25 protein-coding genes are annotated in these 25,282 nt (G+C 34.4%); 20 read left to right on the top strand and 5 right to left on the bottom strand.

Going from position 1 to position 25,282, the window contains the following annotated elements; translation table 11 throughout:
- The first annotated feature begins 213 nt into the window (after positions 1-213).
- From HMPREF2846_RS04830 to gndA, 10 genes are all read left to right on the top strand, one after another.
- Positions 214-609, top strand: coding sequence for an MFS transporter (locus HMPREF2846_RS04830; protein ID WP_070625952.1), 396 nt, complete (start codon positions 214-216; stop codon positions 607-609).
- Between the two features lie 440 nt (positions 610-1,049).
- Positions 1,050-2,108 (top strand): butyrate kinase, encoded by a 1,059-nt coding sequence (buk, locus tag HMPREF2846_RS04825; protein WP_057510481.1) that lies wholly within the window; start codon positions 1,050-1,052, stop codon positions 2,106-2,108.
- 10 nt (positions 2,109-2,118) lie between these two features.
- Positions 2,119-3,543: a dihydrolipoyl dehydrogenase gene (gene lpdA, locus HMPREF2846_RS04820; protein ID WP_070625950.1), complete on the top strand. Its 1,425-nt coding sequence runs from the start codon at positions 2,119-2,121 to the stop codon at positions 3,541-3,543.
- 19 nt (positions 3,544-3,562) lie between these two features.
- On the top strand, positions 3,563-4,555 hold the full coding sequence (locus HMPREF2846_RS04815; protein WP_002481011.1) for a thiamine pyrophosphate-dependent dehydrogenase E1 component subunit alpha: 993 nt from the start codon (positions 3,563-3,565) through the stop codon (positions 4,553-4,555).
- Positions 4,555-5,538 (top strand): alpha-ketoacid dehydrogenase subunit beta, encoded by a 984-nt coding sequence (locus HMPREF2846_RS04810; RefSeq protein WP_070625948.1) that lies wholly within the window; start codon positions 4,555-4,557, stop codon positions 5,536-5,538. The genes HMPREF2846_RS04815 and HMPREF2846_RS04810 overlap by 1 nt, the downstream gene beginning before the upstream one ends.
- Positions 5,539-5,557: 19 nt before the next feature.
- Positions 5,558-6,862: a dihydrolipoamide acetyltransferase family protein gene (locus HMPREF2846_RS04805; protein WP_070625947.1), complete on the top strand. Its 1,305-nt coding sequence runs from the start codon at positions 5,558-5,560 to the stop codon at positions 6,860-6,862.
- A 96-nt stretch (positions 6,863-6,958) separates the two neighbouring features.
- Positions 6,959-7,396 (top strand): bacilliredoxin BrxB, encoded by a 438-nt coding sequence (gene brxB, locus HMPREF2846_RS04800; RefSeq protein ID WP_002481008.1) that lies wholly within the window; start codon positions 6,959-6,961, stop codon positions 7,394-7,396.
- Positions 7,397-7,408: 12 nt separating this feature from the next.
- A complete protein-coding gene (locus tag HMPREF2846_RS04795; RefSeq protein ID WP_057510485.1) occupies positions 7,409-8,386 on the top strand; it encodes an aromatic acid exporter family protein in 978 nt (325 codons plus the stop codon).
- Between the two features lie 334 nt (positions 8,387-8,720).
- Positions 8,721-9,845 (top strand): M20/M25/M40 family metallo-hydrolase, encoded by a 1,125-nt coding sequence (locus HMPREF2846_RS04790; RefSeq protein ID WP_070625945.1) that lies wholly within the window; start codon positions 8,721-8,723, stop codon positions 9,843-9,845.
- Positions 9,846-9,925: 80 nt separating this feature from the next.
- On the top strand, positions 9,926-11,335 hold the full coding sequence (gndA, locus tag HMPREF2846_RS04785) for an NADP-dependent phosphogluconate dehydrogenase (RefSeq protein ID WP_057510487.1): 1,410 nt from the start codon (positions 9,926-9,928) through the stop codon (positions 11,333-11,335).
- Positions 11,336-11,400: 65 nt separating this feature from the next.
- On the opposite strand, the gene HMPREF2846_RS04780 is transcribed toward gndA, so the two are convergent.
- Together HMPREF2846_RS04780 and zwf are read right to left on the bottom strand one after the other, a co-directional pair.
- On the bottom strand, positions 11,401-12,255 hold the full coding sequence (locus HMPREF2846_RS04780) for an effector binding domain-containing protein (RefSeq protein WP_070625943.1): 855 nt from the start codon (positions 12,253-12,255) through the stop codon (positions 11,401-11,403).
- Positions 12,256-12,390: 135 nt separating this feature from the next.
- Entirely contained in the window at positions 12,391-13,875 is a 1,485-nt protein-coding gene (gene zwf, locus HMPREF2846_RS04775) for a glucose-6-phosphate dehydrogenase (protein ID WP_002481003.1), read from the bottom strand.
- A gap of 137 nt (positions 13,876-14,012) precedes the next feature.
- On the opposite strand from zwf, the gene rnz reads away from it, so the two are divergent.
- Entirely contained in the window at positions 14,013-14,933 is a 921-nt protein-coding gene (gene rnz / locus HMPREF2846_RS04770; RefSeq protein WP_002481002.1) for a ribonuclease Z, read from the top strand.
- A gap of 54 nt (positions 14,934-14,987) precedes the next feature.
- Here the strand turns inward: rnz and proC are convergent, their stop codons facing one another.
- The gene (proC, locus tag HMPREF2846_RS04765; protein WP_002481001.1) at positions 14,988-15,797 is read right to left on the bottom strand and encodes a pyrroline-5-carboxylate reductase; all 810 of its coding nucleotides are present in this window, start codon (positions 15,795-15,797) and stop codon (positions 14,988-14,990) included.
- 133 nt (positions 15,798-15,930) lie between these two features.
- Here proC and HMPREF2846_RS04760 point away from each other — a divergent pair, with 133 nt between their 5' ends.
- Entirely contained in the window at positions 15,931-16,692 is a 762-nt protein-coding gene (locus HMPREF2846_RS04760) for an SDR family NAD(P)-dependent oxidoreductase (RefSeq protein WP_176745468.1), read from the top strand.
- A gap of 109 nt (positions 16,693-16,801) precedes the next feature.
- Here the strand turns inward: HMPREF2846_RS04760 and HMPREF2846_RS04755 are convergent, their stop codons facing one another.
- The gene (locus HMPREF2846_RS04755) at positions 16,802-17,710 is read right to left on the bottom strand and encodes an aldo/keto reductase (RefSeq protein WP_070625941.1); all 909 of its coding nucleotides are present in this window, start codon (positions 17,708-17,710) and stop codon (positions 16,802-16,804) included.
- Positions 17,711-17,795: 85 nt separating this feature from the next.
- Between HMPREF2846_RS04755 and HMPREF2846_RS04750 the strand changes: the two genes are divergently transcribed.
- The 3 genes from HMPREF2846_RS04750 (at position 17,796) to xerD (ending at position 19,818) form a co-directional block, all read left to right on the top strand.
- The gene (locus HMPREF2846_RS04750) at positions 17,796-18,338 is read left to right on the top strand and encodes an NUDIX hydrolase (RefSeq protein WP_023015176.1); all 543 of its coding nucleotides are present in this window, start codon (positions 17,796-17,798) and stop codon (positions 18,336-18,338) included.
- Positions 18,339-18,443: 105 nt separating this feature from the next.
- A complete protein-coding gene (locus tag HMPREF2846_RS04745) occupies positions 18,444-18,896 on the top strand; it encodes a ferric iron uptake transcriptional regulator (RefSeq protein WP_002480997.1) in 453 nt (150 codons plus the stop codon).
- 22 nt (positions 18,897-18,918) lie between these two features.
- On the top strand, positions 18,919-19,818 hold the full coding sequence (gene xerD, locus HMPREF2846_RS04740; protein WP_070625939.1) for a site-specific tyrosine recombinase XerD: 900 nt from the start codon (positions 18,919-18,921) through the stop codon (positions 19,816-19,818).
- 23 nt (positions 19,819-19,841) lie between these two features.
- Here xerD and HMPREF2846_RS04735 read toward each other — a convergent pair whose 3' ends face one another.
- Positions 19,842-20,354 carry a DUF309 domain-containing protein gene (locus HMPREF2846_RS04735; protein WP_070625938.1) on the bottom strand — a complete coding sequence of 171 codons (513 nt, stop codon included), beginning with the start codon at positions 20,352-20,354 and terminating at the stop codon, positions 19,842-19,844.
- A gap of 102 nt (positions 20,355-20,456) precedes the next feature.
- Between HMPREF2846_RS04735 and HMPREF2846_RS04730 the strand changes: the two genes are divergently transcribed.
- The 5 genes from HMPREF2846_RS04730 to HMPREF2846_RS04710 all read left to right on the top strand — a co-directional run bounded on the left by HMPREF2846_RS04730 (position 20,457) and on the right by HMPREF2846_RS04710 (position 25,236).
- The gene (locus tag HMPREF2846_RS04730) at positions 20,457-21,188 is read left to right on the top strand and encodes a segregation and condensation protein A (RefSeq protein WP_023015178.1); all 732 of its coding nucleotides are present in this window, start codon (positions 20,457-20,459) and stop codon (positions 21,186-21,188) included.
- Positions 21,178-21,726, top strand: a complete 549-nt coding sequence (scpB, locus tag HMPREF2846_RS04725; RefSeq protein WP_002480993.1) for an SMC-Scp complex subunit ScpB — start codon at positions 21,178-21,180, stop codon at positions 21,724-21,726. Before HMPREF2846_RS04730 ends, scpB begins: the two co-directional genes overlap by 11 nt.
- Positions 21,719-22,453 carry a pseudouridine synthase gene (locus tag HMPREF2846_RS04720; RefSeq protein WP_023015179.1) on the top strand — a complete coding sequence of 245 codons (735 nt, stop codon included), beginning with the start codon at positions 21,719-21,721 and terminating at the stop codon, positions 22,451-22,453. Before scpB ends, HMPREF2846_RS04720 begins: the two co-directional genes overlap by 8 nt.
- Positions 22,454-22,772: 319 nt before the next feature.
- Positions 22,773-23,495: a response regulator gene (locus HMPREF2846_RS04715; protein WP_002480991.1), complete on the top strand. Its 723-nt coding sequence runs from the start codon at positions 22,773-22,775 to the stop codon at positions 23,493-23,495.
- Positions 23,479-25,236 carry an ATP-binding protein gene (locus tag HMPREF2846_RS04710; protein WP_002480990.1) on the top strand — a complete coding sequence of 586 codons (1,758 nt, stop codon included), beginning with the start codon at positions 23,479-23,481 and terminating at the stop codon, positions 25,234-25,236. Before HMPREF2846_RS04715 ends, HMPREF2846_RS04710 begins: the two co-directional genes overlap by 17 nt.
- Positions 25,237-25,282: the final 46 nt, after the last annotated feature.

Genomic DNA, 25,282 nt, shown 5'->3' with positions numbered 1-25,282 from the left:
GTGATTATCACCAGTCCTAAATAGTATAGAGCCACTTTTTACTAAATAGGAACAGGATGAGTAAATTCATTTCTGTTCCTATTTTCATGAATAATAGTATCAATTCCTCAGAATATAGTACGATTTTTCTTAAAAGCAAAGATATTTCAAATAAATCCTTTTAACGATTTAATTTCAGGTTTTAAATATTTATTGCACCATGAAGAGATTTTTTTGATAGTTGTACTTTCTGTACTTGTAAACTTTTTTCTTGCAGCTTATAACTTACTACTGCCATTTAGTAATCAAATATTTCCTGATATAGCAATAGGTTTATATGGTTCATTTTTAACTGCTGAAGCTTTTGATGGAATAATTGGCGCATTAATAATAGGAATATCAAAAAAAGATCTACCAATTCAGAAATTGATGACTTTATTAGGAATTTCAGGAACCTCATTAAGTGTTTGCCCAATTGTATACTTATTACTACATAACTATTTTGTGATTCTACTCATACCATTAATTTTCAATTTATTTTTAACAATGTTTAACATACAAATTTTTTCATATACTCAAAGAAATGTTGAAGATATATATTTAGGAAGAGTTTTTGGGATTATATTTTAAGTTGCAATACTATTTATGCCGTTAGGAACTTGGGTGTTTTCTTCTATAATGAAACCTACTAATCTATTCAATTTCTCAATTGTTGGAATAGCCATAGTTATGATATCCATCATTTTCAGACTCATATTAGGTTTTCGTCATAACTAATCTTTTGAATCAAAATTAAATCATGACATACAAATCTATTATGTGATATTCAGGTTTCTATAACGTTTAAGGCTAATGAATTAAAAAGTACGATTTTCATTTGTCAGTGAAAGTCGTATTTTTATTTTGTTTTTAGAGATTTAAACTGCAAAATAACTATTTGAGGGTAACAAGTCATTACTTTTATAGGGGATTACTTTTAATTGAATACTAGATTAAGGTAAAATATAAAGGATAGTTTTGAGAAAACATGAATACTGCATCATGAATGCAATATAAAGCAGGTGAAATATATGACCAATATTTTAGTCATAAATTTAGGTAGTACCTCTTCAAAAATAGGCTTTTATCAAGATGAAAATTGTGTTTCAATGGAAACGATTCATCATGATTTGAACATCTCACAAAAGCCTTTACTTGATCAAGAATCATATCGAATTGATTCCATAAAATCATTTATAAAAGAAAAGACTCCAGGGATGCAAAGTATCGATGCGATAGCTTGTAGAGGCGGTCTACTTAAACCCATAGCTGGCGGTACATATACAGTGAATTCTAAAATGTATGAAGACTTAAGATCTTTCAAATATGGTGTACATGCTTCCAATTTAAGTGGGATTATAGGGTATAAATTAGGAGAAATACTAAATATACCTGTATTTATTGTTGATCCTGTAGTTGTTGATGAATTAATTGATATCGCAAGGATAACAGGTATAAAGGATATTAAGCGTAGAAGTGTTTTTCATGCTTTAAATCAAAAGGCAGTTGCACGTCAATATGCAAAGTCCATTCAAAAGCCTTATAACAAAGTCAATGTTATTGTGGTTCATATGGGTGGAGGTATTACAGTAGGTGCGCATTTACAAGGTAAAGTTGTGGATGTGAATGAAGGCTTATACGGCGAAGGTCCAATGAGTCCGGAACGTGCTGGCACAATTCCGAATGATATGCTTTATCAATTTGGAGTTGAGCGTGGGTATTCACCTGAAGCACTTCAACACTTTATTAGCAAGAAAGCAGGACTCGTTAATTTATGTTCTACTAATAACATGAAACAGTTAGTGAATGAATATAGCGTAAATAAAACAACTCATTTAATTTTAGATGCAATGATTTATCAAATTGCGAAGACAATTGGCGAAAGGGCTGTTATTTTTAAAGGCGATATCGATCAAATTCTTTTAACAGGCGGAATTGCACACAGTCAACTCATCACGGATAAAATTCAAGAATATGTAGAATGGATTGCTCCTGTTAGTGTATATCCAGGCGAGTTAGAGATGGAAGCTCTTGCAAATCAAGTTTATGAAGCAGTTAATTTACGCGAAGAAGTAAAAATATATAGTTAGGAGATCAATCATGGCAGAAGAACAATATGATTTAGTTATTCTAGGTGGTGGCACTGCAGGTTATGTCGCAGGCATCCGCGCATCTCAATTGGGCAAAAAAGTCGCGATTGTTGAAAATCAATTACTCGGCGGTACATGTCTGCATAAAGGATGTATTCCGACTAAAGCCTTGTTAAAGTCAGCTGAAGTATTACATACAGTTAAACATGCTGCGGCATATGGTATTGAAACAGAACAATTTAATTTGAATTATAATAAAGTATATGAACGAAAAAACGATATTGTTGAACAAATGCATACTGGCGTTAAGCACTTAATGCAGCACAACCATATCGATATCTACAACGGCACTGGACGTATCCTGGGTTCATCAATTTTTTCACCTCAACCAGGTACAATATCTGTTGAATACGAAGATGGTACATCTGAACTTATTCCGAATGATTATGTGCTGATCGCGACAGGTTCTAGACCAGCGGAATTACCTTTCTTATCATTTGATCACCAAGTTGTACTTTCAAGCAATGACATTTTAAAAATGACAGAGCTTCCTCAGTCCATTGCTATTATTGGCGGCGGTGTTATTGGTATGGAATTTGCTTCATTATTAAATGATTTTGGTGTTGATGTAACAGTTATAGAAGCAGGTGAACGCATTTTACCTAGTGAAAATAAATCAGTTACACAAACATTAAAAAAACACCTGAATGATAGAGGTGTGCAGATTCGTGAAAATGTTCAATTATCTGAAGACCAAATTCAAATTAGTGATGATTCAGCTGAAATCAAACTAGAAAATGAGACACTGCAAGTAGATAAAATTTTATTAGCAGTAGGTCGCAAACCAAATACAGAGGATATCGGCTTAAACAATACAAAAATTAATTTAGACGAAAAAGGTTTTATTGAAGTTAATAACAAACAACAAACCCAAGAACAACATATTTATGCAGCTGGAGACTGCATCGGTAAATTACAACTTGCACACGCTGGTTCTAAAGAAGGGACAATTGCAGTAGAAGCAATGTTTGAAGACTCAGTAATTCCAGTTGATTATAATGCAATTCCAAAATGTGTTTATACTTATCCTGAAATCGCATCAATCGGCATGAATGTAGAACAAGCTAAAGCCGCAGATTATAAAAAAGCACGTAGTTTTAAAGTTCCTTTTAAAGTTATTGGTAAAGCTGTGATTGAAGATGCTAATCAACAAGATGGTTTTTGTGAAGTAGTGGTAGACCAAGAAACAGATTCTGTATTAGGATTAAGTATGATAGGTCCACATGTAACAGAACTAATCAACGAAGTTGCTTTACTACAATTTATGAATGGATCTACGCTTGAATTAGGACTAACAACACATGCACATCCTTCACTTTCAGAAGTTCTAATGGAAGCTGGACTTAAAGCAGCAAAACGCTCTGTTCATGCGTAATATGAGGAGGAAATAGAAAATGATGGATTATAAATCTGCCGGTCTGACCGAAAATGATTTAAAAGAAATGTATAAATGGATGGATCTTGGCCGCAAATTAGATGAAAGAATGTGGCTCTTAAACCGTGCAGGCAAAATTCCTTTCGTAATTAGTTGCCAAGGTCAAGAAGCAGCACAAATCGGTATGGCGTTTGCGATGGAAAAAGGAGATGTTTCAGCACCTTATTATCGTGATTTAGCATTAATCACATATCTCGGTATTACACCTGCTGAAACAATGATGTCAGCTTTTGGTAAAAAAGGAGATATCAACTCTGGAGGTAAACAAATGCCTTCACATTACAGTAAAAAATCTGTCGATATTTTATCACAAAGTTCACCAGTAGGCACGCAAGTATTACAAGGTGTAGGTGCAGCTTTAGCATTAAAAATGGATCGCAAACCTAATATTGCTATGGCAACACTAGGTGAAGGAACATCTAACCAAGGTGATTTCCATGAGGGACTAAACTTTGCTGGGGTTCAAAAATTACCATTTATTTGTGTGATTGAAAACAATGAATATGCAATCTCAGTCCCATCACACTTACAATATGCTGCTGAAAAACTTTCTGATCGTGCGCTTGGATATGGTATCCACGGAGAAAGAGTAGATGGAAATGATCCAATTGCAATGTATAAAGCTATGCATGAAGCACGCGAAAGAGCATTAAGTGGCGAGGGTTCTACTTTATTAGAAGCAATGTGTACTAGAATGACTGCACATTCTTCTGATGATGATGACCAATATCGTAGTCCTGAAATCAGAGAAGGCTTAAAATCTCAAGATTGCAATATTAAATTTAAAGCACATCTGATGGATTTAGGCATTGCGGATCAAGCTTGGTTCGACGAAATTGAAAAAGAAAATAAATCAATCGTCAACAAAGCAACAAAAGAAGCAGAAGCTTCTCCTTATCCAGATCCAAGTGAAACATATACATTTGTTTACGAAGAAGGAGGGCTTGAATAATGGCTAAACTCACTTATTTAGCAGCTATCAAACAAGCAATTTATCAGGCTATGGAAAATGACCCTGATGTATTTGTATTAGGAGAAGACGTCGGTAAAAAAGGTGGCGTATTTGGTGTTACTCAAGGCTTACAAGAAAAATTCGGAATTGAACGTGTCATCGATACACCATTAGCCGAATCAAATATCGTTGGTACAGCTATTGGAGCTTCTATGTTAGGTAAGCGCCCAATTGCTGAAATTCAATTTGCTGAATATATTTTACCAGCGACTAACCAAATTATGAGTGAAGCTGCAAAAATGCGTTACCGTTCAAATAATGATTGGAGTTCACCAATCACTATTCGTGCACCTTTTGGTGGAGGTATACATGGCGCTTTATATCATTCTCAAAGTATAGAAAGTGTTTTTGCATCTACACCTGGATTAACAATCGTTATTCCATCTACACCATATGATGCGAAAGGTCTGCTATTAGCTTCAGTTGAATCGAATGATCCTGTACTTTATTTCGAACATAAAAAAGCGTATCGGTTACTTAAAGAGGAAGTACCTGAAGAATATTATACAGTCCCACTAGGTAAAGCGGATGTAAAACGTGAAGGCAATGATATTACAGTCTTTACTTATGGTTTATGTGTTAATTACAGCTTACAAGCTGCAGATGTTTTAGCAGAAGAAGGTATAGATGTAGAAGTTGTCGACTTACGTACAGTTTATCCATTAGACAAAGAAACGATTATTGAACGTGCAAAACGTACAGGTAAGATTTTACTTGTAACTGAAGATAATTTGGAAGGCAGCATTATGTCAGAAGTATCAGCAATCATTGCTGAAAATTGCTTGTTTGATTTAGATGCTCCAATCATGCGTCTTGCTGGTCCAGACGTGCCATCTATGCCATTCTCGCCACCATTAGAGGATGAATTCATGATGAATCCAGATAAAATCAAAGCAAAAATGTTAGAACTTGCGCGTTTCTAAATTATAGGAGGCTTATCAAATGGAAATCAAAATGCCGAAACTCGGAGAAAGTGTACATGAAGGTACAATTGAACAATGGTTAGTAGAAGTCGGCGATACTATTGAAGAATACGAGCCTATTTGTGAGGTTATTACAGATAAAGTAACAGCGGAAGTACCGTCTACTGAAGCTGGTACAATTACCAAAATCCTAGTTGAAGCTGGGGAAACTATTAGTGTCGGGACACCAATTTGTGAAATTGAAGCTGAAGGTTCATCAGATGAGAGTTCAGAATCTGATTCAAAACCAGAATCAACAGCAACTACAGAAAAATCCGAAAATGAAAATACATCAACAGAATCCCAATCTGAATCTAAACAAAATTTTAAGAGCGCTACCTCTGATAAACCACTAAATAATGGTAGATATTCACCTGTTGTATTTAAACTAGCTTCTGAACATCAAATTGATTTATCACAAGTTAAAGGGACAGGATTTGAAGGTCGTGTGACAAAAAAAGATATTGAATATGTAATTGCTCACTCAGAAGCTGTCTCAACTCAAGCTGGGTCAACACCAATTCAAAATAAACCTGCTGAAAAAGAAAATATCCAACCTTCTGCATCTACAGAACAATCAACTGTTCCAGCTGATTCTGTTCCTGTAAATGGTGTGCGTAAAGCGATTGCTAAACATATGGTTCAAAGTGTTTCAGAAATTCCTCATGCATGGATGATGGTTGAAGCTGATGCAACAAACTTAGTGAAAACTAGAAATCATCATAAAAAGCAATTTAAGGCAAAAGAAGGTTATAATTTAACATTCTTCGCATTCTTTGTTAAAGCAGTTGCAGAAGCATTAAAAGAGTTCCCAATGTTAAACAGTAGTTGGCAAGGCTCTGAAATTAAAGTTCATAAGGATATCAATATCTCAATTGCAGTAGCTGTAGAGGATAAATTATATACACCAGTCATCCACAATGCAGATGAAAAATCAATTAAGGGAATTGCACGCGAAGTTAATGAATTAGCTCAAAAAGCACGTCAAAATAAATTAACACAAGCTGATTTACAGGGTGGAACTTTTACTGTAAATAATACTGGAACATTCGGTTCTGTCTCTTCGATGGGCATTATTAACCACCCACAAGCTGCGATTTTACAAGTAGAATCCATTGTAAAAAAACCAGTTGTGATTGATGATATGATTGCAATTCGTAATATGGTGAACTTATGTATTTCGATTGATCATCGTATTTTAGATGGCTTACAAGCTGGTCGTTTCATGAACACAATCAAAAATAGAGTAGAACAATTTACAATCGAACATACGCATATTTATTAAACTGTTCTTAATGTTAAAGTTAATCCTGTTGAAGATTACTAAATTAATTAGTAGAATAAAATAGAACGTTATTAAGAACTGAAAGGTGATTTCGATATGGATTTAAATTTCGATTTATATATGAACGATGTTGTAGAACAAGCACGTAACGAGATAGAAAAAGCAGGTTATGAACAACTTACAACGCCTGAAGAAGTAGATGCTGTATTAAAACAAGACGGTACTACACTTGTTATGGTTAACTCAGTTTGCGGTTGTGCCGGAGGTATTGCACGTCCAGCTGCTGAACATTCATTACATTATGATAAACTACCTGATCGCTTAGTTTCAGTCTTTGCAGGACAAGATAAAGAAGCGACACAACAAGCGAGAGATTATTTTGAAGGTTATGCTCCTTCAAGTCCATCATTTGCGTTAGTTAAAGATGGTAAAATTGCTGAAATGATTGAACGTCATCAAATAGAAGGCCATGACATTATGGATGTTATTACACAGCTTCAAAATTTATTCGAAAAATATTGTGAAGAACGATAAGAGGTAAAGCAGATGATGCGTTTTAATCCCTATAAAATAGGATTTAGAACGATAAAGACTGCTGTAGGAATGGCACTTGGAATAATTATTGCCAAATTAATTGGTTTAGATAATTTTTCTTCAAGTGCCATTTTAGTTGTTTTATGTATTAAACATACAAAAGTACATTCCCTACAAGCAATTGTTTCTCGTTTTGTATCCTGTATTCTTATATTGATATTAGGATCTATCGTTTTTAGTTTGCTTGGTCAAAATGCAATTGTATTAGGTTTAATCGTATTATTCTTTATACCTTTAACAGTAGTATTAGGGGTACAAGAAGGTATTATTACAAGTTGCGTTATATTGCTACATGTTTTTAATGCTAAAGTTATTGATTTACATTTATTTATCAATGAAGTTTTACTGTTAATCGTTGGCTTAGGTATCGCTTTTATTATGAACTTAATTATGCCAAGTCTAGATAAACAATTAAAAGAATATAAACATAAAATAGAGAAACAGTTTACTGAGACTTTCAATGCATTCAGTAAATCATGTTTTGATTTAGATTATCCAGTAGATGTGCCACTCAAAAACATTGAACTCGAAATCCAAAAAGCGAAATCTTATGCGTTCAGAGACGTAAAAAATCACTTTGTTCGTAACGAAAACTCTTATTATCATTATTTTGATATGAGAGAAGAACAATTGGAAATAATAGAGCGTATTGAACACCTGCTGAAGAATATAAAATCAGAAGATAAAATGATGCACCGTTTAGGTAATTTGTTTGCTGAAATAGCTAAGAACGTTAATAGTAATGATTATACTGCGATGCGTCTGTATTCACTTTATGATTTACATATTGATCTTTATGATCAATCTCTGCCTCAGTCGAAAGAAGCCTTAATCAATCGTGCAAACGAAATACAAATTGTTAGTGAACTAGAACGTTATTTACAAATTAAATCTCATTTTGGATCGTTAAAATTATACGATGAAATATAAAAAAACGAGGGTGATCTTTTTTACAGATCATCCTCATTTTTTATTACTGCATCAATGGTGCTAAACTTGATAATATCAGTGCAACGATTACTGCTACCAACATAACGATGATAACAACTTTTGAGACTTTGCCTTTAAACACGTTATTCTCCTCCAGATAAACTTTCTTCTTAATTATAAATATAGTACTTTATTTTAAATCAATATGGTTATGTTTTCAACTTGACGCTTACAAATTATTATATCATGATTTTAACCTATTTTTTAGAACATATATGTTTTACAAAGCAGATAAATCGTATACACTAAACATAGTATAGGAAGGGGTTAGAACATGATTAACGAACAACGTTTACTAGAAACATTTTTAGAATTGGTACAAATCGACTCAGAAACAGGTCATGAAGAAATCATTCAACCAATTCTTAAAGAAAAATTTGAAAGTTTAGGTTTAACAGTAAAAGAAGATAATGCAGGTGAGCAGCCTGATTTAGGTGCAAACAACTTAATCTGTACACTTGCGGCAACAGAAAATCACAATAAAACCCAAAAAATTTATTTTACAAGTCATATGGATACAGTTGCACCTGGTATTGGCGTTAAACCTATCATCAAAGATGATGGATATATCTATTCAGATGGTACAACTGTACTAGGCGCAGATGACAAAGCAGGGATTGCTGCTTTACTTGAATTAATTCAAGTATTAAAAGTAAATCAAATCCCACATGGCCAAATTCAATTTGTTATCACAGTAGGTGAAGAGTCTGGTTTACTAGGTGCTAAGGCGCTTAATCCTGAATTATTAGATGCACAATTTGGATACGCAGTAGATGCTAGTGCACCAATTGGAACAACTGTATTGGGTGCACCTACACAGATGAAACTTAGTGCAGTAATTCATGGTAAAAAAGCACATGCCAGCACACCGGATAAAGGTGTAAGTGCTATTAATATTGCGGCGAAAGCAGTCAGTAAAATGAAGTTAGGTAAAATCGATGATGAAACAACTGCCAATATCGGTAGTTTTACTGGCGGTTCAGCAACGAATATAGTCGCTGACGAAGTCACATTACATGCAGAAGCCAGATCACATGACAATAACAAAATCGAAGCCCAAATCAACCATATGAAACAAGTATTTGAGGAAACTGCCGAAGCTTATGGTTGCAGTGCTGATGTATTTACAAGTAAAAGTTATCAAGGTTTTAAAGTAGCTGAAGATGCTAAAGTGACACAATATGCAGTAAAAAGTGCACAAAGTTTAGGATTAAGTGGAAATACAGTGGTTGCCGGAGGCGGCTCTGATGGAAATATTATCAACGCATTAGGTATTCCAACTGTGATTATTGGTATCGGATATCAAAATATCCATACAACTGAAGAAAGAATGGAAATTCAATCTTTAAATTTATTAGCTGAACAACTACTTAAAATTGTAGAATTAACTAGCGATTGATTTTAAGCTTGAATAAGTGAGCAGGAACGCTAATTGTGATACAATAAAATAGAAAATTTTATCAAAGAGAGGTAAGTAATATGACGCAACAAATTGGTGTAGTCGGTTTAGCCGTAATGGGTAAAAATCTAGCTTGGAATATTGAATCTCGTGGCTATACAGTCTCAGTTTATAACCGCTCAAAAGAAAAAACTGACACAATGGTCGAAGAATCAAAAGACAAAAATATTCACCCAACTTATTCTTTAGAAGAATTTGTGAATTCACTTGAACGTCCACGTAAAATTCTTTTAATGGTTAAAGCAGGTCCGGCAACGGATGCGACAATCGAAGGTTTATTACCATTGTTAGATGATGGTGATATTTTAATCGATGGTGGTAATACAAACTATCAAGATACGATTCGTCGTAACAAAGCATTAGCAGAAAGCGGCATTAACTTTATTGGTACAGGTGTATCAGGAGGAGAAGTAGGCGCATTGACTGGTCCTTCAATCATGCCTGGTGGTCAAAAAGAAGCATATGACAAAGTTGCTGATATCTTAGAAGCAATTTCTGCTAAAGCTGACGATGGTGCGCCTTGTGTAACATACATTGGTCCAGACGGTGCAGGACATTACGTTAAAATGGTACACAATGGTATCGAATATGCTGACATGCAATTAATCGCTGAAAGTTATGCATTAATGAAAGATGCATTGCATATGTCACATACTGAAATCGCAAATACATTCAAAGAATGGAATGCAGGCGAACTTGAAAGTTACTTAATTGAAATTACTGGTGAAATCTTCAACAAACTTGATGAAGACGGTTCCCCATTAGTTGAAAAAGTAATGGATAAAGCAGGTCAAAAAGGTACTGGTAAATGGACTTCTATTAATGCATTAGAACTAGGTGTACCATTAACAATTATTACTGAATCTGTATTCGCACGCTTTATCTCATCAATGAAAGATGAGCGCGTCGCTGCTTCTAAAGAATTAACTGGCCCATCACCAAAATTTGAAGGTAATAAAGATGAGTTCTTAGAAAAAATCCGTAAGGCGCTTTATATGAGTAAAATCTGTTCATATGCACAAGGTTTTGCGCAAATGCGTAAAGCAAGTGAAGAAAACGAATGGAACTTACAACTTGGCGATTTAGCTATGATTTGGAGAGCAGGTTGTATTATTCGTGCACAATTCTTACAAAAAATTAAAGAGGCATATGATAATAATCCAGAATTACAAAACTTATTATTAGATCCTTATTTCAAAGATATCGTAACAAATTATCAATCAGCATTACGTGATGTTGTTGCTGAAAGTGTTGCAAATGGTGTTCCTACACCTGGATTTGCTGCGAGCATTAATTACTTTGACAGTTATCGTTCAGAAAACTTACCAGCAAACTTAATTCAAGCACAACGTGACTACTTCGGTGCGCACACTTATCAACGTAAAGACCAAGAAGGTACATTCCATACACATTGGGCCGAAGAAAAATAATTTTATAAATCTATAAAAAGCACACTATCAGATTATCATTTCTGATAGTGTGCTTTTCACTTTAATTATTCATCTAAATCAACAGGCAACCATAATTGAATTTTTGTAAAAGGATTGTCGAAAGAAATATCAAATGGATAAACCTCTACATACAAAGCTTCAGTTTCATAAGGCATCGTAAGCTGCAATCTTGTTTCAATATAGTGCCATGCTTCATTGACCGCAAAATCAATCTCACCTTGTAAATTAAACTTAGCATATTGTCTAGAGGGTAAAAATCGACTTTCTAAATGAGCGGGGTACCGTTCGCTTGGTACACCTATAAACAATTCAACACCATTTTCCAGTGGGCACTTTACAACAAATAGTTCATGAGGACTTACATCGTTATAACGTTCAAGTTCTTTAATTTTACCATCTACTAATAAATCCTCTAAAAAATCAGCAACAAGAAATGGATTGCTTAAGTCCTCTGTATTCACAAATTTAGCATAACCGACTAATGCGTGATCCTCAGATTTTTCTAATCTATACGTATAAGGTGGACGATCCGTTGTTGCTATTCTTAAATATAATCTTTCTTGCATTTTCAACTCATCTTGCTTCAGCTTTGCTTGAATAGGGGAAATGCCATGATAATTACTAAATGCATTAGCAAAATCATTTGTATCTTCATAATGATACTTTTTAGCGATATCTACTAAACGAAAAGCCCCTACAATCACATCTTCAGCTGCTTTCGTTAATTTTCTAGCTTCTGCATACTCACTAGGAGATAAGCCGACAACCATTTTAAAAGACTGATCTAGATGCATGGGAGAAAGGCCAACGTAATCGCTTAAATCTTGCAAATGAAAAGGCTCATAAACACGGTCCTCAATATAAACAATGGCCTGTTGTATTTGCTTGATAACGTCCAAACTGCTCACTCCTAAAATAACTATTGTCCTATATTATACCGTATTCTTCTATGACTTTCCTACAAAAAGACGTTAAAAAAACAAGACAGTATCAATGTTGTGACACTGTCTTGTCTTCATAAATTTAAACTGATATTAATGTATATCGTCCCACCAGTGGAATCCATCACGACTTAATAACAATTCACTTGTTAATGGACCATTAGTACCTGATTTATAGTTAGGGAAGTCAGGTTCAACTTGATCCCATTCTTCTTGAATTGCATCAACATATTTCCAAGTTGATTTTAATTCTTCCCAGTGTGTAAAGTTTGTTGCATCACCTTTTAAGCAGTCGAACAATAAGTTCTCATAGGCGTCAACGGTATTCATTTTATCTTGTGCACTCATTGAGTATGATAGTTGAACTGGTTCAGTTTCAATACCTTGTACGTTCTTCTTCGCATTTAAATGAATAGAAACACCTTCATTAGGTTGGATGTTAATAACCAATAAGTTGGAATCTAAATGCTTATCTTTTTCGTAATATAAATTCATAGGTACTTCTTTAAATTCAACCACGACTTGAATAGATTTACGTTTCATTCGTTTACCAGTACGGATGTAGAATGGTACACCAGCCCAACGGAAGTTATCAATCATGACTTTACCTGAAACAAAAGTAGGTGTGATTGAGTCTTCGCTGACACGATCTTCTTCACGATAGCTTTTAACATACTTGCCATCAATTTCACCAGCATCATATTGACCACGTACAAAGTTTGTACGAACCGCTTCAGAATCCAATGGTTGCAACGACTTTAACACTTTTACTTTCTCCGCACGGATATCTGCACTATTTAAACTGATCGGCGGTTCCATCGCTAACAACGCCACCATTTGAAGCATATGGTTTTGGAACATATCTTTCAATGCACCGCTAGATTCATAATACCCTCCACGGTCTTCAACACCTAAAATCTCAGATGAAGTCACTTGAATATTTGAAATGTATTTATTGTTCCATAAAGGCTCAAACATCGCATTCGCAAATCGTAACACTTCGATGTTTTGTACCATATCCTTACCAAGATAATGGTCAATACGGTAAATTTCATTTTCTTTAAATGATTTTCTAATTTGTTTGTTTAATTTTTCAGCTGAAGCCAAATCACTGCCGAATGGTTTTTCAATTACAAGGCGTTTGAATCCTCTTGTCTTAGTTAAACCAGATGATTTTAAGTAATCCGTAACTAAACCAAAGAAATTAGGGGCCATAGCTAAGTAGAATAGGCGATTTCCTTGTAAGCCGAATTCTGAATCGAGTTGATTACTAAACTGCAATAAATCATCATAGCTTTGTTCTTCGCTGACATCATGTTTGAAGTAAAATACATGTTCCATAAATTGATCAAGGTGTTTTGTATCTTTTACATGAGCTTGAATAGATGACTTAACTTGGTTGCGAAAATGCTCATTCGAATAGTCACGACGGCCAATACCAATGATTGCAACATGTTCATCTAAATTATCTTGTTGGTATAAATGGAATAGTGAAGGGAACAGCTTTCGATGACTTAAATCACCAGTTGCTCCAAAAATTGTAATCAAACATGGTATATGCTTTCTTTTATTACTCAAGATTCAAAACCTCAATTCTATATTAGATATGCTATTATTATAAACTATGAAGAATTAATGTAACACATTTATGCTTAAATTTCTTCGTGTTTGTCATTTTAGATATGGTACACTAACGTGTAGAGAGGAGCGTTATAATGGAAATTACATTTTTAGGTACTGGAGCGGCGTTGCCAACCAAAGAACGCAATACACAAGCAATAGCGCTCAACTTAGAACCCTATTCAAATTCAATATGGCTATTCGATGTAGGAGAAGGAACGCAACATCAAATCTTGCATCATTCGATTAAACTCGGAAAAGTAGACCATATTTTCATCACCCATATGCATGGTGATCATATATTCGGCTTACCTGGCTTATTAACAAGCCGCTCTTTCCAAGGCGGGGAAGATAAACCCTTAACAATCATTGGGCCAAGAGGTATTAAAAGCTATGTTGAAATGACATTACAAGCCTCATTATCTAAATTAAATTATCCAATTACATTTATAGAAATTGATGAACAATTACATTACCATCACGAAGGTTTTACAATCAGTGCATATGCTTTGAATCATGGTGTACCATCATTCGGCTATCGTATTGAAGCACCAACCACACCTGGTAAAATAGATGTCGCTGCATTAAAAGCTATCGGTATGGAACCAGGACCAAAATACCAAGAAGTCAAAGAACAAAATACTTTTGTATTCAACAATCAAACTTATGACTCATCACAATTTAAAGGTTCAGATAAAATAGGTCCTAAAATCGCAATATTCGGCGATACCATGCCTTGTAAAAATGAATATTTACTTGCTGAAGATGTTGACGTGATTGTTCATGAAGCTACATATATTGATGGTGATAGAACATTAGCGGATAGTCATCATCATAGCCATATTTCAGATGTATTAAAACTATTAGAAGATTCTCATGCGAAACAAGCATTGTTGAATCATATTAGTAACCGTTATAACCTGAGTGATATCGATGTGTTGTATGCTGAATTACAAGAGCATTATCCACATTTAAAATTTAAATTCGTAAGAGACTTTGATGCGTTTGAAATATAAAAATGCTGAGGCAGATAATTTAACTGTCTCAGCATTTCTTTTATCAATTTTAACTTATTCGTCGTTCGATAACTCTTTACTTCTTTTTACTGCCGCATTGAAGCAATCTTCGAAAATACTTTCAATATCGTGTTGAGCTAAAGCATCTAAGCCTGCTTGCGTCGTTCCACCTTTAGAAGTCACGTTTTGTCTTAATTGTTCCATACTTAAATCAGAACGCTCAATCATTTTTCCAGTTCCGATTATCAAGTTACGTATAGATTCTTCAACTTCTTCTTTATCTAAACCAAGTCTGACACCCGCTTCTACATATTGTTCAAACACATGATACAAGAAAGCAGGGCCGCTGCCAGTAATCGCAGTGACTTGATGCAACGCATCTTCTTGAACTTCAATTTCTGAACCAAACGCATGGACAATATCAATAACTTGTTTTCTATCTTCTTGCTTATAGTTTTCTGAGAAACTGATACCTGTGACTGAATGACCGACTTGTGCGTTCGTATTAGGCATAATACGTGCAATTGGGTTATCATGGTCAAGTTGTTTTCTGATATACTGTATCGAGATACCAGCCATGATGGAAATAAATCTATTTTTATCTGTAATATATGGACGGATTCTATCAGCTAATGCTTCAAAATCATAGGGTTTCGTTCCTAAAAAGACAAAGTCAGCATCTGCTAATAATGCGGCGTCATCATAACTATAATTAACGCCTAATTCGTCAGCATAGCCTTTTAAGACCGCTTCATTAGAACGGTTTGTAATATAAATATCATTAGGATCGATTACTTCAGATGCAATTATTCCTGCAAAAATAGCATGAGCCATGTTGCCTGAACCATAGAATACAATTTTCATATTTTGAATAGCACTCCCTATATTTTGATAATTGATACACTTATCATAGCAATATCAATCATTTTGCACAACAATGTTAATTTGAGGCTATAATTTCAACGGATATACAACTCATACAGAGCGGAGGATTATAATGCAACAGATAATAGGAAAGCATTTTATCGTAACAGGAGGCACGAGTGGACTTGGCTATGCACTTACGCAACAACTTTTAGCCAAAGGTGCTCATGTGACTTTACTAGTAAGAAACATAGAAAAATTTAATGAAACACATTTTCCAGTCAATCAACACTTATTAGATTCAAAGTATTGTGATTTAAATGATGCAACAGATATTCATCAACTCACATTTTCAAAACCAATCGATGGATTTATACATAGTGCAGGGTTGGGATATTTTAAACCTATACTGCAACATAGTGAACAGGAAATGATAGAAACGTATACCATTAATGTCCTTCATTTCAACTTATTATTATCTCAACTTGCACCTTATTTTACACAACATCCTTTTATAGTCGGTATCAGTAGTTTAGCAGCTTTTTCTACCCAAACAGCAAGTGGTCACTACGCAGCGAGTAAAGCAGGATTTAATCAAGTATTAAACACATTAAGATTGGAACAGCCAGATTATCAAGTGACAGTAGTAAATGCAGGACCGATACGTACACCATTTCATGCTAAAGCAGATCCTACACTAAATTATGCTGCACAAGTTGATAAGTTTATGTTAGATCCTAATGTACTAGCGAGAGATATCATTTCTGCGATGTTAAAAGGAAAGGCTGAAGTTAATCGCCCTAAATGGTTGCACAAACTTTTGAAAATCTATCAATTATCACCAAGAACACTTGAAAGGTTGGCACCGCAATTATTTAATAATAAAAACTCATAATAAAAAGACTTGTCATATCCGTCCAAAATAGTTCTCAGTAACAACGTTACGTTATTTTGAGGAGATGACAAGTCTTATTCATTTATATTCCTATTTATGATTTAGTGGTTTAGTTGAGATGATTTGTATAATGCAAATCTTTTACGCGTTCTTTTGCGGCATGTAAACGTGTTAAATCCACATGTGTTTGATAATTCTTCACGTTTTCTTCTAGTTGTTCAACACTACTAGCACCTGCCACAATTGAACCTAAAACGTCTTGTGTTAATAAGTAATTGAAAGTGAGTGCTGATAAATTATTTTCAATTTCTTTAAGCGATGCGACTGTACTGCCAAGTTCTTGATAGCTATAATCAAAAATACCATCCGCAAATTTTTGGTCTAACGCTGTATTGCTTTCAGCTGTCAGTAACCCTTTAAATAATGGTCCACGCGCGAGCATTTTAACACCTTTTTGATGTGCTTGTTGAATTAAATCTTCAGGACGATTATCAATCAAATTATACTGTGCCATCCAAGTGTCAATTTGACTGTGCTCTAAATAATATTTAATAACATTAGGGCGAATAGAAGAGATACCATAGGCACGAATTAATCCTTCTTGTTTTAATTCGTCAAAAGCACTGATTGTTTCATCAAGCGGATCTTCAATTGTTCCGCCATGTAATTGATATAAATCTATTTGATCGACACCTAAGTTTTTTAATGATTGTTTGACACTTTCTTTGATGTGTTTCTTAGAAGGATCCCAAAATGTCGTACCATCTGGTTGAAGGTGATTACCGACTTTGGTTCCGATAACGATATCTTCTGAGTTTTGATACGGTTTCAAAATTTCTCCTACTAACTTTTCATTGATGCCTTTGTCATACATGTCTGCTGTATCAAAATATATTATTCCTAATTCAATGGCACGTTCGATAATGGCTTGTGCATGTTTCTTTTCTGTACCAAGACTCATACACCCTAAACCTAATTCAGAAATCTCTAAACCGCTATTCAAAACATTCTTTTGCATGTTGTGACTCCTTTCGATACACTTTAATTGTCTAACACTGCTAGTTTATCAGTATTTCAATATAGTTAAAAGGAACGTGATTCAAATGGATTTAACAGAGAAAACATTAAATAAACAAACTATCTACAAAGGTAAAATTATTGAAGTAGATGTAGATGAAGTACAATTACCAAATGGCAAGACTTCAAAACGTGAAATTGTTAATCACACAGGTGCAGTTGCAGTATGTGCATTAACTAACGAAAACAAAGTAGTTTTCGTTAAACAATATCGTAAACCGATTGAACAAGTATTGTTAGAAATCCCAGCAGGCAAGTTAGAAAAAGGGGAAGAACCAAAATCAGCAGCTTTACGAGAATTAGAGGAAGAAACAGGTTATAAAGCGAATAGTTTAGAATTGATTGCTGATATTTATACCTCTCCTGGATTCGCAAATGAGAAAATCGCTATTTATTTCACTGACGATTTAGTAAAAGGCGAGGTCCATCTAGACCCAGATGAATTTGTTGAACAAGTAGAGTTGAGTCTCGATGAAATCAATGATTTAGTACAAAATCATAAAATTGAAGATGCCAAAACTTTAATCGCGTTACAACATGTATTATCACATTATAATCATTCTAAATAACAAATGAGAATGTGTTGCAATTTACCTCAAATACTGGTAATTTATAGATGAGTCATTAAGTTACATTACAATGATAATAATTATTAGTAGAGGAGTGAGGCTTCCGTGGAAGAACGTTTAAAACGCGTGAAGCAACAGTTACAAAAATCATCCTACAAATTAACTCCACAACGTGAAGCAACGTTAAGAGTGCTTATTGAAAACGAAGAAGATCATCTCAGTGCAGAAGATGTCTATTTAAAAGTAAAAGACAAAGCACCAGAAATTGGTTTAGCAACTGTCTATCGTACTTTAGAACTGCTTGCTGAACTTAAAATCGTCGATAAAATCAACTTTGGCGATGGCGTTTCACGTTTCGACTTGAAAAAAGAAGGCGAAAAGCACTTCCATCACCATCTTGTATGTATGGAATGTGGTAAAGTTGAAGAAATTGTCGAAGACTTATTGCCAAAAGTCGAAGAAAGAGTAGAATCTGAATTTCATTTCAAAATTTTAGACCACCGTTTGACATTTCATGGTATTTGTCGTGAGTGCCAACAAAAGAAAAAAGAGAGTTAGTTTAGGTTAGAAGGTGAACGGATTGGAAACGAATTTTCAAAATATTATTGAGGAATATTTAAAGTTCATCCAAATTGAAAAAGGTTTAAGTGTTAACACCATTGGGGCCTATCGTCGTGATTTAAATAAATATAAAGCCTATTTAGAATTAAAAAAGGTTAAACATATAGATTTTATTGATAGAGAAACGATTCAACAATGTTTAGGATATTTACACGATGAGGGTCATTCCGCAAAATCAATCGCACGCTTTATCTCCACTGTTCGAAGCTTCCATCAATTTGCGCTCAGAGAACGCTATGCCGCAAAAGACCCGACAGTTTTAATTGAAACTCCGAAATATGAACGCAGATTACCAGATGTGTTAGATGTCGATGATGTTTTAGCGTTGTTAGAAACGCCGAATTTAGGAAAAAACAACGGCTATCGTGACAGAACTATTCTAGAGCTTCTTTATGCAACGGGTATGCGTGTAACAGAGTTGATTCATGTCAGAGTCGAGGATGTCAATCTGATTATGGGCTTTGTCCGCGTATTCGGTAAAGGAAGCAAAGAGCGGATTATCCCTTTAGGTGAAACGGTGATTGATTATTTGAAAAAGTATATCGAAACTGTTCGTCCGCAATTATTAAAGCGTACAGTTACGGACGTACTCTTTTTAAATATGCACGGCAAACCTTTATCACGACAAGGAATATGGAAACTCATTAAACAATACGGTGTCCAAGCCAATATATCTAAAAAGCTGACACCCCATTCATTACGTCATTCATTTGCGACACATTTACTAGAAAATGGGGCAGATTTAAGAGCAGTTCAAGAGATGTTAGGACATTCTGATATTTCAACTACACAACTTTATACGCATGTTTCGAAATCTCAAATCAGAAAAATTTACAACGAATTCCATCCACGTGCATGAGCCATGATCATTTGGTTCATGCACTATTTTTTATGTTTCAAATGATTTTGTTTTAATGCTTCTAATCTTGCTTGTTCAACTTCATGGCGATCTCTTAACAGGTGATGGTCGTAGATATAAGGAAGCGTATTAATTTGATGCATGATTGCATAATCAGGATAAATGCGTTTGATTTGTTTTTTCATTGTTGATAGTAAAGGTAATTCTACTGGTTTAAATAGTAGCTCCTGATTAGTACTTTCAATTAACTCACGTAATAACATTAGATAACTTCTGCTTTCTAATCCTAATTGATCTAATTTAGCATAATTCGCATGAGCAACTCGATAAGCACGATTAAATAATGTATGTGCACCTTTATAATTTGCGCGTCTATAGTGATAGCATCCGGTCGCACACAAAATTAAACTCACTACAGCGTCTTGTTTCGTGAAATGAGATTGAGCTTTCCATGCGTCTTCTAAAATATCATGGCACAAAAAATAATGTTGTTTAGTGTGGAACTGATAGTAAAACTCGATTAATGCTTGTTTCATCTGTTAAGCGCTCCTTGTTTCTCGTTTAATTCTTATAATGATTGATGTATAATATTGTACTGAATGACAAATGCGACTTGCAATTAAAGGAGATACAAATGGATGTACGAAGTTAAACTAGATGCTTTTAATGGGCCGCTCGATTTATTATTACACTTGATACATAAATATGAAATTGATATTTATGATATTCCCATGAAAGCTTTAACCGAACAATATATGAATTATATTCATGCGATGAAACAATTAGAAATTAATATTGCAAGTGAATACCTAGTTGTAGCATCAGAGCTGCTTATGATTAAAAGCAAAATGTTATTGCCGCAACAACCAGATCTAGAAGATGAAGACTTAGACGATCCTCGTGAAGATTTAGTAGGAAGATTAATAGAATATCAAAACTACAAAGAATATACTGAATTTCTAAATGAAATGAAAGTTCAAAGGGAACAGTACTATAGTAAACATCCAACTGACTTAAGTCATTTAGAAACTGCAGAATTATGGGATGAAAACCATACGATTGACCTGACTGAATTAATTATGGCCTATCAACGTATCAAGACTAGAGCTTCATTTGACACGCCGAGACAAGTTACTATCCAAAAAGAAACATTTACGATTGAACAAGCGTCAACACAAGTGTCTGAACGTTTGGCAAAAGCAACGTCATTTAATTTCTTCAGTTTGTTCACTTTTAAAGAGACAACAGAGCATGTCGTTACACATTTTCTAGCAATTTTAGAATTGTCTAAATCAGGCATTATTCAAATTACACAAGATAAAGAATTCGCAGACATTAATATAACTCGAGGTGTAAATTATGGCGCTTAAGCAAATCGGAATATTAGAAGGTTTATTATATACAGCAGGGGATGAGGGGTTAGAAATAACTCAGCTGCAAGACATATTAGATGTCTCTGAGGAAGAATTGCTTGCATTAGTAGCTGACTATGAATCACCCGGACTCATGATTCATCAATATGGAAACACATTAGTTCTGACAACTAAACAAGCATTAGCCGATTATATCGAACAACTTGTGAAGCAACAATCTAATATGAAACTGTCTCAAGCAGCCATGGAAGTCCTTTCAATCATTGCTTACAACCAACCTGTCACAAGAAGTGATATTGAAGTCATACGAGGAATTAATTCTGATGGTGCTGCCAAAACATTGATTGCTAGAGGGTTAATCGAAGCTAAAGATGAAGACAATTCAAGAAGCCAACAATTATATACTACGCCGTTATTCTTGAATGTATTCGGCATGAAAAATATAGATGAATTACCAACGACCGAAGAAGAGGAAGAAGAAATAGAATCATTCTTCAACAATTTAATTAACCAAAAAGGAGATAATAATGAGTAAAGAATTAGAGAGATTACAAAAGCGTATTGCAAATAGCGGTTATACGTCTAGAAGAAAAGCAGAAACATTAATTACAGAAGGTAAAGTTAAAGTGAACGGGGAAACTGTAACTGAATTAGGTACTAAAGTAAAACCTTCAGATAATGTTGAAGTTGAAGGCGTTAAATTAGAACAAGAAGACAAACTTTATATTTTATTCTACAAACCAGCACAAGTTATCACAAGTGTATCTGATGATCGAGGCAGAACAGTCGTAACTGATTATTTCGAAGACTTAGAAACACGTATTTATCCAGTTGGCCGTTTAGACTACGATACATCTGGATTGCTTATCTTAACTAATGATGGCGAGTTTACAAACTTAATGACACATCCTCGTTATAAAATTAAAAAGAAATATGTAGCTAAATTAAAAGGTTATTTGATGCGTGATGAAGTGAAACAACTTGAAAAAGGAATTCAATTAGAAGACGGAAAAACACATCCAGCAGAAGTTAAAATTAAAAATCAAGATAAAGAAAAAAATACAACACTTGTTGAAATTACAATTTCAGAAGGTAGAAATCGACAAGTACGTCGTATGTTCGAACATTTCGGTCATGAAGTAACAAAATTGACGCGTATTGAAATGGGTGGTCTGACATTAAAAGGCTTGAACGCTGGAGAAGGACGTGTCTTAACGCCACATGAAGTAAAAAAACTTCGCAATTTAGCCGCAAATGGTTAAAACTTGTAGCAACAGCATAAAAGTTTGTGAAATTATGCACAAATTATGTTAATCTATTTTTATTCACAAGGTTACAATTAACTTGTTGATATATGCTTATGTTATAATATGCTTTGTAGTGAAAAATCGTCTTTTTTTACAACCTTTATATATAATAAAAATACGAAGACGATACTCAAATTATTAAATCCGAGAAAGTTATGACAGATATTTTATCAATACAGGAAATCATTCATGATGTTTATGATGTTTTAGGACTTGTCTGTCTATCTTATTGGACAACTATTGTTGAATGCTCATATGGGAGGTACATAAAATTATGACAAAAATTCTTGTCGTTGATGATGAAGAAAGAATTCGCAGACTATTAAAATTATATTTAGAACGAGAATCTTTTGATATCGAAGAAGCTCGAGACGGCAAAGAAGCATTAGATTTAGCTTTAAATCATGACTATGCTTGTATCTTGTTAGACTTGATGCTTCCCGAAATCGATGGTATTGAAGTTGCAAACCGTTTGAGAGAGTACAAAGAAACTCCAATCATTATGTTAACTGCAAAAGGGGAAGAAACGAACCGTGTAGAAGGATTTGAATCAGGTGCAGATGATTATATCGTCAAACCATTCTCTCCAAGAGAAGTCGTACTTAGAGTAAAAGCTTTATTACGACGCACGCTAACAGCAACTTCAGATCAAAATGAACCACATGCTAGAGATTTAATAGAATTTAAGCATTTGGTTATTGATAATGATGCACACCGTGTACTTGCAGATGGTACACAAGTCAATTTAACACCTAAAGAATACGAATTATTAATTTTCTTAGCGAAAACACCTAACAAAGTATTCGACCGTGAACAATTATTAAAAGATGTTTGGCATTATGAGTTCTATGGAGACTTGCGTACTGTAGATACTCATGTTAAACGACTCAGAGAAAAATTAAACCGTGTCTCAAAAGATGCAGCTCAAATGATTCAAACTGTATGGGGCGTTGGTTATAAATTTGAGGTCGACAACAACGATGAAACGACTCAATAATGTCGTCATAAAACTGTGGTTAACTATTATTTTAATAGTAACGACAGTTTTAATTTTACTTAGTGCTGCATTAATCACATTCATCCAACAGTATTATACGCAAGATACTGAACATTCTTTAGTCAACGATGCACATCGTATCAGTAATCTGCTAGAGGAGTCAGATAATAAATCATTAGCTATCAAACATAGTAAAATGCTTATCGAAGGCCCAAGCGGTTTGATTATAATGAAAAATAAAAAGGATGAATATTATAACTCACATTCAAAATTCAAAGAACAAATGATGGATGTGATTCAAAAAGATAAAGACTTTGCGCAAGTATTCGACAATAAACAAAAAGCATCTGAACATATTAAAATGACTGTTGATGGTCAAAAACATACGTATGTTTTAGTAGGATATCCAACAAAAGTTGATAACACACATCCTAATGGTGCAGTCTTTATTTACCAAGACCTAAAAAGCATCGATGATACAAATAATGTTATTACCATTATCATACTTGTTACAGCGGTTATTTTCTTAATCGTGACCACTGTATTCGCTTTCTTCTTATCATCACGAATCACAAAACCGCTTCGCCAACTCAGAACCCAAGCAACCGGCGTTTCTAAAGGCAATTATTCTTTAGTGAACGATATTCATACAAAAGATGAAATTGGTGAACTCGCACACTCATTCAACCTGATGAGCAACGAAATCCAACGTCATATTGATGAAATCTCAGCCTCTAAAAATATTAGAGAAAGTTTAATCAATTCGATGGTAGAAGGTGTATTGGGTATTAATGAGAATAGGGAAATCATCCTATCTAACCAACTCGCTCAGCAAATGGAAAATGAGCTTGATGGAGAAAACAAAGCATTATTCGTTGAACAAATGAATAATACTTTCACAGATAAGGAAACTCAGTTTGAAGAATATGAAGTCAATAACCGTTATTATGTGGTAATTATGAGTTATATTGATCAATTCCAACCAAACGGCAGCAGTGGTATTGTCGCAATCATTCGAGATATGACAAATGAACACAAACTGGATCAAATGAAAAAAGACTTTATTGCGACAGTTTCACATGAACTCAGAACACCAATTGCCTTATTGCAAGGTTATACGGAATCAATTGTAGACGGTGTAGTTTCAGAACCTGAAGAAATTAGAGATTCGCTTTCTATTGTCTTAGATGAGACACAACGTTTGAATCGATTAGTCAATGAGTTGTTAAATGTTGCGAGAATGGATGCTGAAGGCTTATCTATTCACAAAGAAGTGCAACCTATCAGCCAATTGCTTGATCGCATGCAGTTGAAATATCGTCAACAAGCAAGTGAATTAGAAATTGATATAGATCTCGCGCCAGAGACACACAACCAATTATGGTTCTATGATTCGGATCGAATGGAACAAGTACTAACAAACCTAGTCGATAATGCGACAAGATATACTGGTCCTGGAGATTCCATTAAAATCACAACTGGCGAAGATGATAATTACGATATTTTATATATCTCAGATACTGGCAGTGGTATTGCACCTGAACATGTAGAATTAGTTTTCGATAGATTCTATAAAGTAGATGCTTCTAGAAAACGCGGCAAAGAGGGAACAGGACTTGGTCTATTCATCAGTCGTATGATTATTGAAGCACAAGAAGGTACAATTAATTTAACGAGTGAATTAGGTAAAGGCACGACTTTCATTATTAAATTACCAAAACCGCATCATCATGAAGCATAATCATTTAACTTGGGCGTTTCGCCCAAGTTTTTTTCCTAGTTAAGCA

Origin of the sequence: Staphylococcus sp. HMSC056G08 (genome assembly GCF_001812305.1) — a bacterium.
GTDB lineage: Bacteria > Bacillota > Bacilli > Staphylococcales > Staphylococcaceae > Staphylococcus > Staphylococcus simulans.
This window is presented reverse-complemented; position numbering and strand designations above follow the sequence as displayed.